Origin of the sequence: Streptomyces sp. NPDC001315 (assembly GCF_042896175.1) — a bacterium.
Lineage (GTDB): Bacteria > Actinomycetota > Actinomycetes > Streptomycetales > Streptomycetaceae > Streptomyces.
Genome location: NZ_JBIAWZ010000003.1, coordinates 636,612 through 652,457, shown reverse-complemented (window position 1 = coordinate 652,457; position 15,846 = coordinate 636,612). Strand labels below are relative to the sequence as shown.

Annotated in this window: 15 protein-coding genes; 9 read left to right on the top strand and 6 right to left on the bottom strand. The window is 72.1% G+C overall.

Annotation, left to right across the window (positions count from 1 at the left end):
- Positions 1-350: 350 nt before the first annotated feature.
- Positions 351-1,457: a DUF5937 family protein gene (locus tag ACFY16_RS13320; RefSeq protein WP_390647191.1), complete on the top strand. Its 1,107-nt coding sequence runs from the start codon at positions 351-353 to the stop codon at positions 1,455-1,457.
- Positions 1,458-1,475: 18 nt separating this feature from the next.
- On the opposite strand, the gene ACFY16_RS13315 is transcribed toward ACFY16_RS13320, so the two are convergent.
- The 3 genes from ACFY16_RS13315 to ACFY16_RS13305 form a co-directional block, all read right to left on the bottom strand.
- Positions 1,476-2,108: an AAA family ATPase gene (locus ACFY16_RS13315; protein WP_390647190.1), complete on the bottom strand. Its 633-nt coding sequence runs from the start codon at positions 2,106-2,108 to the stop codon at positions 1,476-1,478.
- Between the two features lie 118 nt (positions 2,109-2,226).
- Positions 2,227-2,901, bottom strand: a complete 675-nt coding sequence (locus ACFY16_RS13310) for a response regulator (protein WP_390647189.1) — start codon at positions 2,899-2,901, stop codon at positions 2,227-2,229.
- A gap of 74 nt (positions 2,902-2,975) precedes the next feature.
- On the bottom strand, positions 2,976-4,178 hold the full coding sequence (locus ACFY16_RS13305) for a sensor histidine kinase (protein WP_390647188.1): 1,203 nt from the start codon (positions 4,176-4,178) through the stop codon (positions 2,976-2,978).
- A 118-nt stretch (positions 4,179-4,296) separates the two neighbouring features.
- On the opposite strand from ACFY16_RS13305, the gene ACFY16_RS13300 reads away from it, so the two are divergent.
- Positions 4,297-5,355 (top strand): SAM-dependent methyltransferase, encoded by a 1,059-nt coding sequence (locus ACFY16_RS13300; RefSeq protein WP_390647187.1) that lies wholly within the window; start codon positions 4,297-4,299, stop codon positions 5,353-5,355.
- Here the strand turns inward: ACFY16_RS13300 and ACFY16_RS13295 are convergent.
- Positions 5,320-6,471: an NADH-quinone oxidoreductase subunit D gene (locus ACFY16_RS13295; RefSeq protein ID WP_390647186.1), complete on the bottom strand. Its 1,152-nt coding sequence runs from the start codon at positions 6,469-6,471 to the stop codon at positions 5,320-5,322. The two genes, ACFY16_RS13300 and ACFY16_RS13295, sit on opposite strands and share 36 nt — an antisense overlap.
- 31 nt (positions 6,472-6,502) lie before the next feature.
- Here ACFY16_RS13295 and ACFY16_RS13290 point away from each other — a divergent pair, with 31 nt between their 5' ends.
- Complete coding sequence (locus ACFY16_RS13290; protein WP_390647185.1) at positions 6,503-7,006, top strand: PH domain-containing protein; 504 nt, start codon at positions 6,503-6,505, stop codon at positions 7,004-7,006.
- Positions 7,003-8,337 carry a PH domain-containing protein gene (locus ACFY16_RS13285; protein ID WP_390647184.1) on the top strand — a complete coding sequence of 445 codons (1,335 nt, stop codon included), beginning with the start codon at positions 7,003-7,005 and terminating at the stop codon, positions 8,335-8,337. The genes ACFY16_RS13290 and ACFY16_RS13285 overlap by 4 nt, the downstream gene beginning before the upstream one ends.
- 19 nt (positions 8,338-8,356) lie before the next feature.
- Here the strand turns inward: ACFY16_RS13285 and ACFY16_RS13280 are convergent, their stop codons facing one another.
- Both ACFY16_RS13280 and ACFY16_RS13275 read right to left on the bottom strand, forming a co-directional pair.
- The gene (locus tag ACFY16_RS13280) at positions 8,357-9,736 is read right to left on the bottom strand and encodes a hypothetical protein (protein WP_390647183.1); all 1,380 of its coding nucleotides are present in this window, start codon (positions 9,734-9,736) and stop codon (positions 8,357-8,359) included.
- A gap of 84 nt (positions 9,737-9,820) precedes the next feature.
- Positions 9,821-10,948, bottom strand: coding sequence for an alpha/beta hydrolase (locus tag ACFY16_RS13275; protein ID WP_390647182.1), 1,128 nt, complete (start codon positions 10,946-10,948; stop codon positions 9,821-9,823).
- A gap of 231 nt (positions 10,949-11,179) precedes the next feature.
- Between ACFY16_RS13275 and ACFY16_RS13270 the strand changes: the two genes are divergently transcribed.
- The 5 genes from ACFY16_RS13270 to folK all read left to right on the top strand — a co-directional run bounded on the left by ACFY16_RS13270 (position 11,180) and on the right by folK (position 15,801).
- Positions 11,180-12,991 carry a phosphatidylglycerol lysyltransferase domain-containing protein gene (locus ACFY16_RS13270; protein WP_390647181.1) on the top strand — a complete coding sequence of 604 codons (1,812 nt, stop codon included), beginning with the start codon at positions 11,180-11,182 and terminating at the stop codon, positions 12,989-12,991.
- A gap of 135 nt (positions 12,992-13,126) precedes the next feature.
- Positions 13,127-14,032: a dihydropteroate synthase gene (gene folP / locus ACFY16_RS13265; protein WP_390647180.1), complete on the top strand. Its 906-nt coding sequence runs from the start codon at positions 13,127-13,129 to the stop codon at positions 14,030-14,032.
- Complete coding sequence (locus tag ACFY16_RS13260) at positions 14,029-14,541, top strand: nuclear transport factor 2 family protein (protein WP_390647179.1); 513 nt, start codon at positions 14,029-14,031, stop codon at positions 14,539-14,541. The genes folP and ACFY16_RS13260 overlap by 4 nt, the downstream gene beginning before the upstream one ends.
- A gap of 292 nt (positions 14,542-14,833) precedes the next feature.
- Complete coding sequence (folB, locus tag ACFY16_RS13255) at positions 14,834-15,193, top strand: dihydroneopterin aldolase (protein ID WP_390647178.1); 360 nt, start codon at positions 14,834-14,836, stop codon at positions 15,191-15,193.
- Positions 15,190-15,801: a 2-amino-4-hydroxy-6-hydroxymethyldihydropteridine diphosphokinase gene (gene folK / locus ACFY16_RS13250; RefSeq protein ID WP_390647177.1), complete on the top strand. Its 612-nt coding sequence runs from the start codon at positions 15,190-15,192 to the stop codon at positions 15,799-15,801. The genes folB and folK overlap by 4 nt, the downstream gene beginning before the upstream one ends.
- The last annotated feature ends 45 nt before the right edge of the window (positions 15,802-15,846 follow it).

The following is a 15,846-nucleotide window of genomic DNA, read 5'->3' as shown; positions in this document are numbered from 1 at the left end:
GACGCGGACGCAGCCGTCGGCGCAGGGCCTGCCGTATCCGCTCGTGGGCCGGGCGGCCCGCGAGGACCGCCCGGAAGCGCCGGTGGTCGCGCAGCTCGCGCTCGACCTGCCAGTCGTGGGTACCGGGCGCGGGCGGGGCGGGCTCGCCGTGCCGGCGGGCGCGGTGGGCGTCGAGGGACGTACTGCTGGGTCGGGCTCATGGCGGATCGCCTTCTCGGGACGTGGGAATCGGGCGCCGCGGCTGCCCCGGTCGTCCCAGGTCGCGCCCGTGCGGCGGCGACGTCTCCTCGACCGACGGCGGTGGTCGTCCGAGGACGGCGTTGTCAGTGGCGGAGTGCACCATGGGTGGCATGAGCGTGAGCATCGACATCGCGGGGCTGCGGCCGGAGAGGGTCACCGTCGTGCCCTCCCCCCTGGCCGAGCTCGGCATGGCGCTGCACGCGCTGTCCGAGCCGGGGCACCATCCGGGCCTGCAGGCCTGGGTGACGGGCGTGACCAGCCGGCTCGACTCGCACCTGGCCGACCGGATGTGCGAGGCCGACTTCCTGTGGCGCACGACGTTCTCGGACCTGTTCCTGCCGTACGCGGGCATCCCGGGCCGCAGCACGCTCCCGGGCGCCACACTCGCCGAGGACCTGGACCTCCTGGACAAGCTGACGGACGAACAGTTCGTGGATGCGGCCCTGGAGTTCACGTGCATGATCACGTACGACACGCAGGCCCCGGACATCCTGGCGAATCCCGTGGTCCGGCGCCGCGCGCTGGAGGTGGCCGCCTCCCGCGGCCCGCAGCAGGTGCGGTTCACCCAGCGGCTGCTCGACGACCCGCCCAGCGTCCGGTCCTGGCTGCGGCGGTTCCTGGAGGACTGCGACGAGGCGTTCTTCGACGAGGCCTGGTCCCGGCTGCGCCACCAACTGACGGCGGACGCCCGGCACAAGACGGAGCTGCTGCGGCACAAGGGGCTGGCCGAGGCGCTGGCCGCGGTCTCCCCCGTCGTGACGGTCGACGAGGCCGCCGGTCGGATCGTCGTGGACAAGCTGGTCCAGGGCCGCACCGTCACGGCGGGCGGCGGCCTCCTCCTCGTCCCGACCAGCCTCGGCTGGCCGCATCTGAACGTGCTGCACCGCTACGGCTGGCAGCCGCTGCTGCACTACCCGGTCGGATCGCCCGAACCGGCCTCGCCCCCGTCGGTCGAGCAGCTCACCCTGCGGATGACCGCCCTGTCCCACCCCGTCCGGATGCGTATCTGCCGTCATCTGGCGCGCAGCGCGTACACCACCAGCGAGCTGGCCCAGGTCCACGGCATGACGGCGCCCGAGATATCCCGGCACCTCGGGGTGCTGAAGAAGGCGGGCCTGGTCACCACGCGCCGGCGCGGGCGGTACGTCCTGCATCAGCTGGATGTCTCCGTGGTGGCGCGGCTGGGCAGCGACTTCCTGGAGGGGATCCTCAGATAGCCCGGCGGGAGCAGACCCTCAGTCGAATCGGATGTGTCTGATGCCCACCCCCGCCTGCCGCAGCCGAGTCCGCAGCGCGCCCTCGTTGTTGGGCCGCAGTGTCAGCCCGGCCAGGACGGCTATGCGGTCCGCCGTCTTCGGCACGGTCGAATGATCGGTCCACAGATGCTCGGCGAACTCCGGTTCGCGCAGCCGCTCCAGGCAGTGGTCGAGCTGCTGTACGGCCCAGCTCTCCCTGCGCAGACCCGCGTTCTTACCGGCCACGTACGAAAGGAGGTGGCCGAAGCCCCGCTCCCGCAGCCGCCTCAGCACGGTCTCGCGCTGGGCGAGCAGGGTGAAGTGGCGTACGTCGTGCCCGAGTTCGCGGAGCCGGCCCACGGTCTCCTCGAAGTGACCGGAGTCGGTGACCGTCATGGGGGCGATCACCACTCCCTCGTGCTTGGTGAGGGCGAGGTCGAGGACCTCTACGACGCCCTGCCGCCATGCGACCAGGTCCTGGAAGTCGCCGCGCAGCTCGGGCGGCAGCATGCGGCGCAGACCGAAACCGGCGTGCTCGGGGTCGCAGATCACGCTGCCCGGCAGCCGCCGCTGGATCTCGTGTGCGGTCTGTGTTTTGCCGCCCCCGAAAGGGCCGTTGATCCACAGGAGCATGCGCAGACCCTAGTGGGCGCCGGGTACGCCGGGGTCACGTTTCGCTGTGATCCGGTCCCCGCGATCCGGTTCTCCCGATCCGCTCCCCGCGATCCGGTCCCTGTGATCGCGCCAGTGGTCAGCCGTGCCCGCCGCCTGCCCGTACCAGCCCCGTCTCGTACGCCAGGACCACCACCTGTACCCGGTCCCGCAGCCCCAGCTTCGTGAGGATGCGGCCCACGTGCGTCTTGACGGTCGCCTCCGACAACACCAGCCGGGCGGCGATCTCGCCGTTGGACAGCCCCTGGGCGACCAGCACCATCACCTCGCGCTCGCGGTCGGTGAGCCGCTCGAGCCCCTTGTGCCGGGGTTCCTTGCCGGTGGTGGGCAGCATCGGCGCGAAGCGGTCGAGAAGGCGGCGCGTGGTGGAGGGGGCGACCACGGCGTCGCCGCTGTGCACCGAGCGGATCGCGGCCAGCAGCTCGGCCGGCGGCACGTCCTTGAGCATGAACCCGGACGCGCCCGCCTTCAGCCCCGAGAACGCGTACTCGTCGAGGTCGAACGTGGTGAGGATCAGCACCTTCGGCGGCTCGGGCTCCGAGCAGATCCGGCGGGTGGCCTCGACGCCGTCGAGCTTCGGCATGCGGACGTCCATCAGGACGACGTCGACAGCGGTGGAGCGCAGCACCTGGAGGGCCTCGACACCGTCGCCCGCCTCCGCGACGACCTCCATGTCCGGCTGGGCGGCGAGCACCATCCGGAACCCGGTGCGCAGCAGCACCTGGTCGTCGACGAGCATCACGCGGATCGTCATGAGACCTCTTCCGTTTCCGTTGTTCCGTTTGCTCTGGGGGCGTGACAGGTGTCAACAGGGGGCGCGCGTCGGGGTCAGTGCGCCGGTTTGAGCGGGAGCAGGGCGCTGATGCGGAATCCTCCGCCCGGCCGCGGGCCCGCGTCGAGGGTGCCGCCGACCATGCCCACACGCTCGCGCATGCCGATCAGGCCGTGGCCCTGGCCGTCGGCACCGCCCTCCTCGTACAGCTCGTGCGGGGCGCCCTTGCCGTCGTCCTCGACGAGCAGGCCGAGGCCGTCGTCGAAGTAGACCAGGCGCACGCTGGCGCCCGCGTTCGGCCCGCCGTGCTTGCGGGTGTTGGTGAGCGCCTCCTGCACGATGCGGTAGGCCGTGAGCTCGACGCCACTGGGCAGCGGACGCGGAGTGCCCTCGATCTTGAAGTCGATGGGCAGACCGGAGCCCCGGCACTGCTCGACGAGGTCCTCGATCTGCTCGACGTCGGGCTGGGGCACGTACTCCCCGACCTCCTGGTGCTCGCCGGTGCGCAGCACGCCCAGCAGGCGGCGCATCTCGGCGAGGGCCTGGCGGCCGGTGGAGGAGATCGTCTCCAGGGCCTTCTTCGCCTGGTCCGGTGCCGCGTCGAGGACGTAGGCGGCGCCGTCGGCCTGCACCACCATCACCGAGACGTTGTGCGCGACCACGTCGTGCAGCTCGCGCGCGATCCGGGCGCGCTCGGCCGCGACCGCGACCTTCGCCTGTGCCTCGCGTTCCTTCTCCAGGCGCGCCGCGCGCTCCTCGAGCTGCGCGAAGTAGGCGCGGCGGGTGCGCATCGAGTCGCCGAGCACCCAGGCGAGGGCGAACGGCACGGTCTGGAAGACCACTATCGCGACGTTGCCCGCGGCGCTCGTCTGCTCGTTCGGCCAGCGCAGCTGCGCCGCTGAGGCCGCGCCCAGGCCCATGGCCAACGCGAGCCAGGACGCCCAGCGCGCGCCGGTCGCGGCGACCGTGTAGATGATCACCAGCATGGCGAAGTCGGCGGCCGTCGTCTCGACGTCCAGCACCAGCTGCGCCGCTCCGAGCGCGGCGGTCAGCAGCAGCATCTTCTCCGGCGTGCGCCGGCGCAGCGCGACCACCACGCTCAGCAGGAACATCACCGGGATGATCAGGGCCGGGGAGTCGGTGCCCGCGGACTCCTGGCGGGTGGCTCCGCCCGCGACCGAGATCCCGAACAGGACGACGGCCCAGAAACCGTCGACCCAGGTCGGGTGTCTGCGGAGGAAGTCATAGACGCGCTGCACGTGACCCAGCGTAGGGAAGCGTGATGCGTGCAGGGGTCAACCGGAGGGCCGATCCGTGTCCGATGCGCATACTCCGCAAGGTGGAGGTGGTGGTCACCTGTACGCCTAGTCTGTCCGGGTGGAGGCGGAGTCGACGGGCACTACGGGCAGGACGGGCACCCCCGGTACGGCCGGAGAGTGGCGCGGCTGGCGGGCGGCGACCGAGTCCGCCCTGTACGGCCCGGACGGTTTCTACCGGCGGCCGGAGGGTCCCGCCGGACACTTCCGCACGTCGGTGCACGCGTCGCCGCTGTTCGCCGAGGCCGTGGCCCGGCTGCTGTGCCGGGTCGACGAGGCCCTGGGCAGGCCCGCCTCGCTCGACTTCGTCGACATGGCCGCAGGACGGGGTGAGCTGGTCGGCGGGGTGCTCGCCGCGCTCCCCGCCGACGTGGCCGCACGCGCGCGTGGGTACGCCGTCGAGGTCGCCGCTCGCCCGCCGGACCTCGACCACCGGATCGAGTGGCTGCCCGAGCCGCCGCGGGGCGTCACCGGGCTGCTGTTCGCCAACGAGTGGCTGGACAACGTGCCGGTGGACGTCGCCGAGGTGGACGCCAGGGGTGTACCGCGGCTGGTCCTCGTCCGCGCGGACGGTACCGAGCGGCTCGGGGAGCCGGTCCGAGGCGCGGAGGCGGAGTGGCTCGCGCAGTGGTGGCCGCTGCCGGCCGAGGAGGGGCTGCGCGCGGAGATCGGGCTCCCCAGGGACACCGCGTGGGCCTCCGCCGTCTCCTGCGTGGAGCGGGGGCTCGCGGTGGCCGTGGACTACGCGCACACCGCGGACACGCGCCCCCCGTTCGGGACGCTCGCCGGCTTCCGGGAGGGACGCGGGACGGCGCCCGTGCCGGACGGCTCGTGCGACGTCACGGCGCACGTCGCACTGGACGCGTGCGCGCTCCCCGGCGCGCGCCTGCTCCCGCAACGCGAGGCGCTGCGCGCCCTGGGCGTCACCGGCGCACGCCCCCCGCTCGCGCTCGCCTCCACAAACCCCTCGGCCTACGTACGCGCCCTCGCGGGTGCCGGAGAGGCCGCCGAGCTCACCGCGCCCGGCGGGCTGGGCGACTTCGGCTGGCTGCTTCAGCCGACCGGGATCCCGGACCCGCTCGCCCTACTTGTCGATGTCCCCGACCACGAAGAACAGTGACCCCAGGATCGCCACCATGTCTGCCACCAGCGTTCCCGGCAGCAGCTCGGTCAGCGCCTGGATGTTGTTGTACGAGGCGGAGCGCAGCTTCAGCCGGTACGGGGTCTTCTCGCCCTTGCTGACGAGGTAGTAGCCGTTGATGCCGAGCGGGTTCTCTGTCCACGCGTACGTGTGTCCCTCGGGCGCCTTCAGGACCTTCGGCAGCCGCTGGTTGATCGGCCCGGGCGGCAGCTCGGCGAGCCGGTCGAGGCAGGCGTCGGCAAGGTCCAGCGCGTTGTGCGTCTGCTCCAGGAGGCACTCGAAGCGGGCCAGGCAGTCGCCCTCCTGCCGGGTGACGACCTTCAGGGTGTCCTGAAGGTCCCCGTAGGCGAGGTAGGGCTCGTCGCGGCGCAGGTCGAAGTCGACGCCGGAGGCACGCGCTATCGGCCCGCTCACGCCGTACGCGTGCACGGTCTGCGGCGTGAGGGCGCCCACGCCCCGCGTGCGCCCCCGGAAGATCTCGTTGCCGAGCACCAGGTCGTCGACGACGTCCATGCGCGAACGCACCGCGGAGACGGCGCCGCGCGCGCGGGTGGCCCACCCGGCGGGCAGGTCCTCCTTCAGGCCGCCGACGCGGTTGAACATGTAGTGCATGCGCCCGCCGGAGACCTCCTCCATGACGTTCTGGAGGACCTCGCGCTCCCGGAACGCGTAGAAGACCGGGGTGATGCCGCCCAGCTCCAGCGGATACGACCCCAGGAACATCAGGTGGTTCAGCACCCGGTTCAGCTCCGCGAGGAGCGTGCGCGTCCACACCGCGCGCTGCGGGACCTCCATGCCGAGCATGCGCTCCACCGCGAGGACCACGCCCAGCTCGTTCGAGAAGGCCGACAGCCAGTCGTGGCGGTTGGCGAGCATGATGATCTGCCGGTAATCGCGCGCCTCGAAGAGCTTCTCGGCGCCGCGGTGCATGTAGCCGATCACCGGCTCCGCGCTGACGATGCGCTCGCCGTCCAGTACGAGCCGCAGCCGCAGCACGCCGTGTGTGGAGGGATGCTGGGGCCCGATGTTGAGCACCATGTCGGTGCTCTCCGCGGCACCGCCGATCCCGACCGTGGTCTCCGTCGTAGGAGTCATGGACACAGTCTCTCCTACGTACGCTGGCCTCATGGAAACGGGGAGCCCGGGAAATGCCGAGGCGACAGGGGACGGGACGGTGTGGACGGGGCTGCCGCCCGGACTGCTGCGGATGCGACGGCTGCTGCTGGCGGTGTGGCTGGGTCTGGCCGCCCTCGCCACCGGACTGCTGCTCGGGCTGCTCGCCGGTCCCGCCTGGGCCGCCTTCGCGCTGCTGCCCCTGGCGCTGACGGCGTGGGGCTGGGTGATGCTCGGCCGCAACTGGCGCTCCTGGCGCTATGCCGAGCGCGCCGACGACCTGCTGATCAGCAGGGGCGTGCTGTGGCGCGAGGAGACCGTCGTGCCGTACGGGCGGATGCAACTGGTCGAGGTCACCTCCGGGCCCGTCGAGCGGCACTTCGGGCTGGCCAGCGTGCAGCTGCACACGGCGGCCGCCGCGACCGACGCGACCATCCCGGGCCTCGACCCGGCCGAGGCGGAACGGCTGCGCGACCGGCTCACCGAGCTGGGCGAAGCCCGATCGGCGGGGCTGTGACAGCGCCCGACGTCGACGACGGCATACGCGAGGAGCGGCCCGTGACCGAGCGGCGGCTGCACCCCGTCACACCGTTCAGGCGGGCGTGGGCGCCCGTCGCGGTGATCGTCGGCTGGGCGGTGCACGACCCCAACCAGGCGCAGGAGCAGCTGACCCGGCTGACCACGACGACGCTGCTGATCGCGCTCGCCGTACTCGTCCCGGCCGCCTCCCTCTACGGCTTCCTGACCTGGTGGTTCACCCACTTCGCGGTGACCGAGAGCGAACTGCGCATACGCACCGGCCTGTTGTTCCGGCGCACCGCTCACATCCGGCTGGAACGCATCCAGGCCGTCGACGTCACCCAGCCGCTCCTCGCGCGCGTGGCGGGCGTCGCCAAGCTCAGGCTCGACGTCGTCGGCACGGACAAGAAGGACGAACTCGCCTTCCTGGGGGAGACCGAGGCGCGGGCGCTGCGCGCCGAGCTGCTCGCGCGGGCGGCCGGTTTCGCGCCCGAGACGGCGCACGAGGTCGGTGAGGCACCGTCCCGGCAGCTGCTGCGGCTGCCCGCGCGCGACCTCGCCGTCTCGCTGCTGCTGACCGGCGCGACCTGGGGCTCGCTGGCCGCCGCGCTCGTCGTACCGCCGGTGCTGTGGCTGGCCACCCACAGCGTGTGGACGGTCCTCGCGACCGCTGTGCCGCTGCTCGGCGCGGCGGGCGCGAGCAGCGTGGGGCGGTTCGTCGGAGACTACGACTGGACGGTGGGCGAGTCGCCGGACGGGCTGCGGATCGACCACGGGCTGCTGGACCGCTCGCACGAGACGGTGCCGCCAGGACGCGTGCAGACCGTACGGATCGTGCAGCCGCTGCTGTGGCGGCGGCGCGACTGGGTGCGGGTGGAGCTGGACGTGGCCGGGTCGTCCAACTCCGTGCTGATACCGGTCGCTCCGCGGGAGCTCGCCGAGGCGGTCGTCGCGCGCGTGCTGCCCGGGGTGACCGTGCCGACGGCCGCCGGGCTGTCCCGGCCGCCGCGACGGGCGGGGCGGTGCCTGCCGGTGTGGTGGCGGGGGTACGGGCTCGCCGTCACCGACGCGGTGTTCGCCGCCCGGCACGGGCTGCTGCGGCGCAGCCTGGTGCTGGTGCCGCACGCCAAGGTGCAGAGCGTACGGCTGACACAGGGGCCGTGGGGGCGGCTGTGGCGGGTCGCCGACGTGCACGTGGACACGGGGGCCGACAAGTCGGTGACAGCCCGGCTGAGGGACGCGGGGGAGGCCGCGGAGCTGCTGCGCGGGCAGGCGGAGCGGTCGCGCACGGGACGCAGGGACGCGCGGCCGGACAGGTGGATGGCCTGAGCGGGCGCCGGGGCGCCGGTCAGGACGCCGCGCTGCGCAGTCCCTGCAGGTCGATCTGCTCCGTCTCGTCGTGCGCCGTCAGGTCGATGACCTGGCCGATGCCACGCGACTCCGCGTCCGCCGGCTTGAACTCCGCCTCCGCCTCCGCCTTGTGCAGGGCGAGGGCCTCCTGGCCGACGACGTCGGCGAGATCCTCGTTCTGCACGGCTTCCAGGGCAGCGGACGCCAAGGACTTCTGCATGCCGAAGAAGTCGAACCCGCCCTCCACCGTCGGCCGCCGCACCGGAGCGGCGGCCGGTACGACGGCCACGGCGGTCGGCACGGTGAAGTGACCGGTGGGCCGCTGGACGGGGCCGGCGGGCTTCGCCGACGCCACCGTCTCCGCCGGGGCGACGGCCTCCGTCCGGGCGACAGTCTCTGCGGGAGCCGCGATCTCCGCCGGGGTAACGCTCTCCGCCGGCATGACGGTCTCCGTCTCGACGGCAGTCTCCGCCAGGACGGCGGCACCAGTGGCAGCGTTCCGCGCGTGGATCTGGTCCTCCGCGCCGGCCTCGGGTTCGGCGGCCGCGCGCTGATGCCCGTCGACCGCCTCGGGCTTCCCCTGCGCCTCGTCCTCCTGGGCGGCCTCCACCTTGGTGGCGTCGTTGGTGCCGGTGGTGCTGGTGGCGCCGTCCTCGGTCGGCTCGCCATCGGCGGACCGCGGGGACAGTGCGGACTGGGCGGGCGCCTCCGCAGCGGCCTCACCGTCGAACCGGATCAGCGCCGCCTTCGCCCGCAGGAACAGCTTGGACCCCTCCGGGGAGAAGACAGCCGCAGGAACCGCCGGCTTCTCCTCCTCGGTCGCCTCCGTGTCCACGACCTCGGCCTCGGCCGGGGCTGCCACAGCCTCGGCCTCCTCCGCGGTGGGCGGCACCGGCGCGGGCGGCAGCGCCCGCGCGGGAGCCGTGGTCTCTATCTCGAGCAGCCGGCGGCCCTCCAGGGCCGTCGCGCGCTCGGTCTCCGCTGTGGCGTACCGCCGCAGCAGCGCCGCGTGCTCGTTGCGCAGCCCCGCCAGCTCCGCGCGCTTCGCCCGCAGCCGCTGCTCCAGCTTGACGCGCAGTTCGCGGGACTCCTCGAGGTCGCTCTCCAGTTCGGCGACCCGTTCCTCGTGCCGCCAGTCGTCGCTCGCACGCGCGCGGGTGAGGTCGGCGACCTGCTTGCCCGCCTGTGTGTCCCAACGGCGCATGACGACCGCGCCCAGGACAGCCGTCGCGGCGGCGGCCGCGGCCAGAACGCGGAGCATCGTCGGCTGCGTGAACACCCAGGGGGCGAGAGCGCAGACGACGGAGACGCCGGCGATCGCCGAAGGCGGCAACAGCCTGTGCAAGGGCGGGGAATGGCGGTGACGTCCACGTGGCATGGCCAGAAACTTACCGCGCGTAGGCGAACAGTGGTGGCCGGCCTCGCAAAAACGCAGCCATAGTGAAGCTTTTTTGAAGCCTTTTCACCGGTCGCTCAGCCGTCCACTGATCCACTGCAGCGTCGGCGGGATCTCCCGCCGCCAGGTGTTGAAGTTGTGCCCGCCGCTTTCGAGGATGATCGACGAGATCCGCGTCAGTTCCGTGGCCTTCACCCGCTCCACGAACTTCAGTGTGGACTTGTAGTCGGATTCTCCGACCTTGCTGCTGGTGACGAGCAGTGAGGTGTCGGGCGCGGGCATGTGCTTGAGGTACCACCACAGGTCGGCCCGGTGCCGCAGGTCCTCGTCGTCGTGGAAGAGGTCGCCGGTGGTCGGGTCGATCGGCGCCTTGTAGTACGGCGACAGACCGGCGGCCGCCGCGTACACACCGGGGTGGTGCATGGCGAGTTTCAGCGCGCAGTAACCGCCCGTGGAGTCACCGATGATGCCCCAGCTGCCCGGCTTCCTGCCCACCCTGTAGTGGGCCAGTACGGCGTCGGGCAGATCCTTGGCGAAGAACGACTCGGTCTGCGGCCCACCCGGGACGTCCACGCACTCCGTGTCCCTGGGCGGCGCCACCGTCGGCCGCAGCATCACCAGGATCATCGGCTGCATACGGCCGTCCTTGGCGAGCTTCCTGGCCGTTCGCGGGTAGTTCAGCTTGTCCACCAGCGCCTCGGCCGTACCCGGATAACCCGTCAGGACGACCGCCGCGGGGAACGTGCGCGTGCGGTACGCGGACTGGAAGTACTCCGGCGGCAGGTACACGTACGCGGGCGTGGCGATGTGCGTCGTACGGCCGACGATGGCGACCTTCTGGATCTGCCCGCCATCCTGCGGCCGGGCGCTGCCCCGCTCCGTCACCGGGCGGGTGTCGACCACCTCCAGCGGGCCACCCGAACCGCCGCCGGTCGTGTGGTCGACGACCACACCCTGGCCGGTCTCGCGCCCGAAGAGGTCCGCCCAGCTGGCGTAGAACCCGAAGGCCTGGTTGGCCGCGAGCGCCACACAGGCGAACAGCGTCACCTGGGTGGCGAGCAGCAGACCCACGCGCCCGCTGACAGCCCGCCAGCTGCGCCGGGCCAGCCTTGGCCACAGCCACACCGTGCCGACGAACAGCAGCAAGGCGAACACGATCGCCAGCACCAGCACCTTGTTGCTCGTGAGACCCATAGGGGTTTCCTGCCTGCGCTTTCCGTCCGGGATCCCGTATCCCCCGCTGATTGACGAGGTCTTGTCCCGGACTTTCCTTGGCCTTTGAAGCGGCTTTGTCGAGGGGAGTGAACCTCTTCCCCCGAGACACCGTCCTAGAGGGCGCAATGTCGCCGGATGCCCGATACGGCACCGGATTCAAGGTCTCTCGCAGAACTACGGGATGCGATGTCTGTCAGGCAAGATGAGGAAATGTCGGGCGGGGTTCCGAACCGATCAAGCCGGGAGCGGCATGTCCTCCGGGGGCCGCGCCCCGAATCCGTACCCACCCTCGTCGGCAGAGCGTGTGCCCTGGTGGGCGTCCTGGACATCGCCGCAGGCGTCTTCCCGCGCTTCCGGCACAGCCGTATGCACACCATGGCCGAGGTACTGCCCGGCTCGGTCGGCCCCTTCGCGGCCGCGCTCGCGCTGAGCAGCGGCATGCTGTTGCTGCTGCTCGCCCACGGCCTCAAGCGCGGCAAGCGCCGCGCCTGGCGGGCCGCGGTGGCGCTGCTGCCGGCGGGTGCGGTCGCGCAGTACACGTACCGGCACTCCCTTCTCGGGGTCCTGATCTCGCTCGCGCTGCTCGCGCCCCTGCTGCGCCACCGCGACCAGTTCGCGGCCCTGCCCGATCCTCGCAGCCGGTGGCGCGCGCTCGCCAACTTCGTCCTCATGAGCGCCGGTTCCCTCGCCCTCGGCCTGGTCATCGTCAGCGTCCATCCGAAGCGCATGATCGGCGACCCCAGCCTGGCCGATCGCCTCACGCACGTCCTGTACGGCCTCTTCGGCTTCGAGGGCCCGGTCGACTACCAGGGCAACACCTCCTGGACGGTCGCCTTCTCCCTCGGTGCCCTCGGCCTGCTCACCGCCATCACCACCATCTACCTCGCCTTCCGCCCCGAGCACCCGGCCGCGCGCCTCACCGAGGAGGACGAGGCCCGGCTGCGCGCCCTGCTGGAGAAGCACGGCGGCCGCGACTCCCTCGGCCACTTCGCGCTCCGCCGCGACAAGGCCGTCGTCTTCTCGCCCAGCGGCAAGGCCGCGGTGACGTACCGCGTCGTCAGTGGCGTGATGCTCGCCAGCGGCGACCCCATCGGCGACGTCGAGGCCTGGCCGGGTGCCATCGAGCGCTTCATGGACGAGGCCAGGGCCCATTCGTGGACCCCGGCCGTCATGGGCTGCTCGGAGACGGGCGGTGAGGTGTGGACCCGCGAGACCGGTCTCGACGCCCTCGAACTGGGCGACGAGGCGGTGGTGGACGTCACGGATTTCTCGCTCGCCGGCCGCGCGATGCGCAACGTGCGCCAGATGGTCAAGCGCATCGAGCGCGCCGGTTACGAAACCCGGGTACGGCGCGTCCATGACCTCGGCGAGGCCGAGCTGGAGCGCATCCGGCTCGCCGCGGAGGACTGGCGCGGCACCGACACCGAGCGCGGCTTCTCCATGGCGCTCGGCCGCATCGGCGACCCCTCCGACGGCGACTGCCTCATCGCCACCGCCCACAAGGCCGATGGTGATCCGGGCCCGTACGGCGACCTGAAGGCCATCCTGCACTTCGTGCCCTGGGGTACGGACGGCGCTTCGCTGGACCTCATGCGGCGCGACCGCTCGGCCGACCCGGGCATGAACGAACTTCTCATCGTCGCGGCGCTCCAGGCGGCTCCGAAGTTCGGCATCGCACGCGTGTCACTCAATTTCGCGATGTTCCGTTCGGCGCTGGCACGCGGCGAGAAGATCGGCGCGGGCCCGGTGCTGCGCGCCTGGCGCGGGCTGCTGGTCTTCCTCTCCCGCTGGTTCCAGATCGAGTCCCTGTACAAGTTCAACGCCAAGTTCCAGCCCCGCTGGGAGCCGCGCTTCGTCGTCTACCGCGCCTCCTCCGACCTGCCCCGCATCGGCTTCGCCGCCATGCAGGCCGAGGGCTTCGTGAACCTGGCCCTGCCCCTGCCCCGCTTCCTGCGCCGCCGCGCGGCCGCTCCGCGCCCGTGCGCGCACGGACTGGCGGAAAGAGACGTCCGCGCGGCATGACCGCGTCGCCCGGTCACGTCGACCGATCACCGAGACAGGCCCGAGCGGCAGCCCCACCTCCTCCAGCCCGGGGCTTCCGCTCGGGCCGCGGGCCTTGCTGCTCTTACGGCCTCCCCGTAGGCCTACGCTGAACGTATGAGCAAGCAGAGCGGACGCGGGCGCGTGACGGGCCTTCCGGAATGGGATCGCTGTGCGGTCATGGGGGTCGTGAACGTCACCCCCGACTCCTTCTCCGACGGCGGCCGCTGGTTCGACACCACAGCCGCCGTCAAGCACGGCCTCGGCCTGGTCGCCGAGGGCGCGGACCTGGTCGACGTCGGCGGCGAGTCCACCCGCCCCGGCGCCACCCGCGTCGACGAGGCGGAGGAACTCAAGCGCGTCATCCCCGTCGTCCGCGGCCTCGCCTCCGAAGGCGTCGTCATCTCCGTCGACACCATGCGGGCCTCCGTCGCCGAACAGTCCCTCGCGGCCGGCGCCGCCCTGGTCAACGACGTCAGCGGCGGCCTCGCCGACCCCGCGATGATCCGGGTCGTGGCCGAAGCGGGCGCCCCCTTCGTCGTCATGCACTGGCGCGGCTTCCTCGAGGGCGGCAACGTCCAGGGCGCGTACGCCGACGTCGTCACCGAAGTCGTCGACGAGCTCCACGCGCGCGTGGAGGCCGTCCTGGAGGGCGGCATCGCCCCCGACCGCATCGTCGTCGATCCCGGCCTCGGCTTCTCCAAGGAGGCCGAACACGACCTGGCCCTGCTCTCCCACCTCGACCGACTGCACGCTCTCGGTCACCCCCTGCTCGTCGCCGCCTCCCGCAAGCGCTTCCTCGGACGCGTGCTGGCGGGTCCGGAGGGCGCGCCGCCGCCCGCGCGCGAGCGCGACGCGGCCACGGCCGCCGTCTCGGCGCTCGCGGCGCAGGCCGGCGCGTGGGCGGTGCGCGTGCACGAGGTGCGCGCCACAGCGGACGCGGTGCGGGTCGCGCGCGCCGTGGAGGGGGCACGTACGGCGAAGTACGCGCCAGGCTCCGGCTTGCCCGAGGGAGCCCGGTGAGCGCCCCGCACACCGACGTCGAGCAGGTCGAGGCCGCCAACACCGCCTTCTACGAGGCGATGGAACGCGGCGACTTCGAAGAGCTGAGCTCGCTCTGGCTCACCCCGGCCGACCTGGGCGTCGACGAGGAGTACCACGACCCGGCCGACGCCGGCGTGATCTCCTGCGTGCACCCGGGCTGGCCCGTGCTCACCGGCCGCGGCGAGGTCCTCAGGTCGTACGCGCTGATCATGGCGAACACCGAGTACATCCAGTTCATCCTCACCGATGTACACGTGTCCGTCACCGGCGACACGGCCCTGGTGAACTGCACCGAGAACATCCTCAGCGGCGGCCCGGCCCCCGAGGGCAGCGAGGAGCTCGGCCCGCTCGTCGGCCAGCTGGTGGTCGCCACGAACGTGTTCCGTCGCACACCCGACGGCTGGAAACTCTGGTCGCACCACGCCTCGCCGGTGCTGGCCGAGTCCGACGAGGAGGAGGACGAGGACACCCACGGCACACCCTCCTGAGGGGGTGGACGGGTCCGCGACGACCGACCAGGACCGACGAGGACCGAGAAGTGGTTGGAATCACGGCCGACTGGGTAGGCGCCGCTACCAGCCCGTGAGCCGCCGGGTTTCCCAGGGGAAACGCCCGATGAAGCCTTCTGGACCCGGCCGGGGCCGGCGCCCGTGTGGCCCGGCACTGTCAGTGCCCGCAGGTAGATTCGTCTGAGGCCGGTGTGCCGCCCGCACACGGTGCGAACCGGCTCGGGGACGTGTCCCCGGAAAACACTGTCCGACGATTGCAGGAGTGATTCGCGTGGATCGTGTCGCGCTGCGCGGCCTCAAGGCCCGCGGGCACCACGGTGTGTTCCCCAAGGAGCGCGAGGAGGGCCAGACCTTCATCGTGGACCTCGTCCTGGGCCTGGACACCCGGCCGGCCGCGGCCGACGACGACCTGGCGAAGACCGCGCACTACGGCATCGTCGCGGAGGAGGTCGTGGCCATCGTCGAGGGCGAGCCCGTCAACCTCATCGAGACGCTCGCCGAGCGCATCGCCCAGGCCTGCCTGAAGCACGAAGGGGTCGAGGAGGTCGAGGTCTGCGTCCACAAGCCCGACGCACCCATCACCGTCCCGTTCGACGACGTGACCGTCACCATCACCCGGAGCCGAACATGACCGCCTTCTTCACCGAGGGTCACAGCGACCCGACCGTACAGCCGGTACCCGCCTCCGTCGTCGAGCAGGTCGACGCCGCCGACACCACCCTGCACAACCCGAAACGGGCCGTGATCTCCCTCGGCTCGAACCTCGGCAACCGCCTGGAGACCCTCCAGGGAGCCGTCGACGCCCTCGAGGACACCCCCGGCCTGCGCGTCAAGGCCGTCTCCCCGGTGTACGAGACGGAGCCGTGGGGCGTCGAGCCCGGCAGCCAGCCGTCGTACTTCAACGCGGTCGTGGTCCTGAAGACCACCCTCCCCCCGTCCTCGCTCCTGGAGCGGGCACACGCGATCGAGGAGGCCTTCAACCGCGTACGGGACGAGCGCTGGGGTCCGCGCACCCTCGACGTCGACATCGTCGCGTACGCCGGCGTGGTCTCCGACGACCCGCAGCTCACCCTCCCCCACCCCCGCGCCCACGAACGCGCCTTCGTCCTCGCTCCCTGGCTCGATGTCGACCCCGAGGCCGAGCTGCCCGGCCGGGGCGCGGTCGCCGACCTCCTCGACACCGTCACCAGCAATGGAGTCGCGCCGCGCGGGGACCTGGAACTCCGGCTGCCCGAGTAGTCGTTAAGGTCGAGACGACCAGAGGAACGGCCCGCCCGGGCGGGC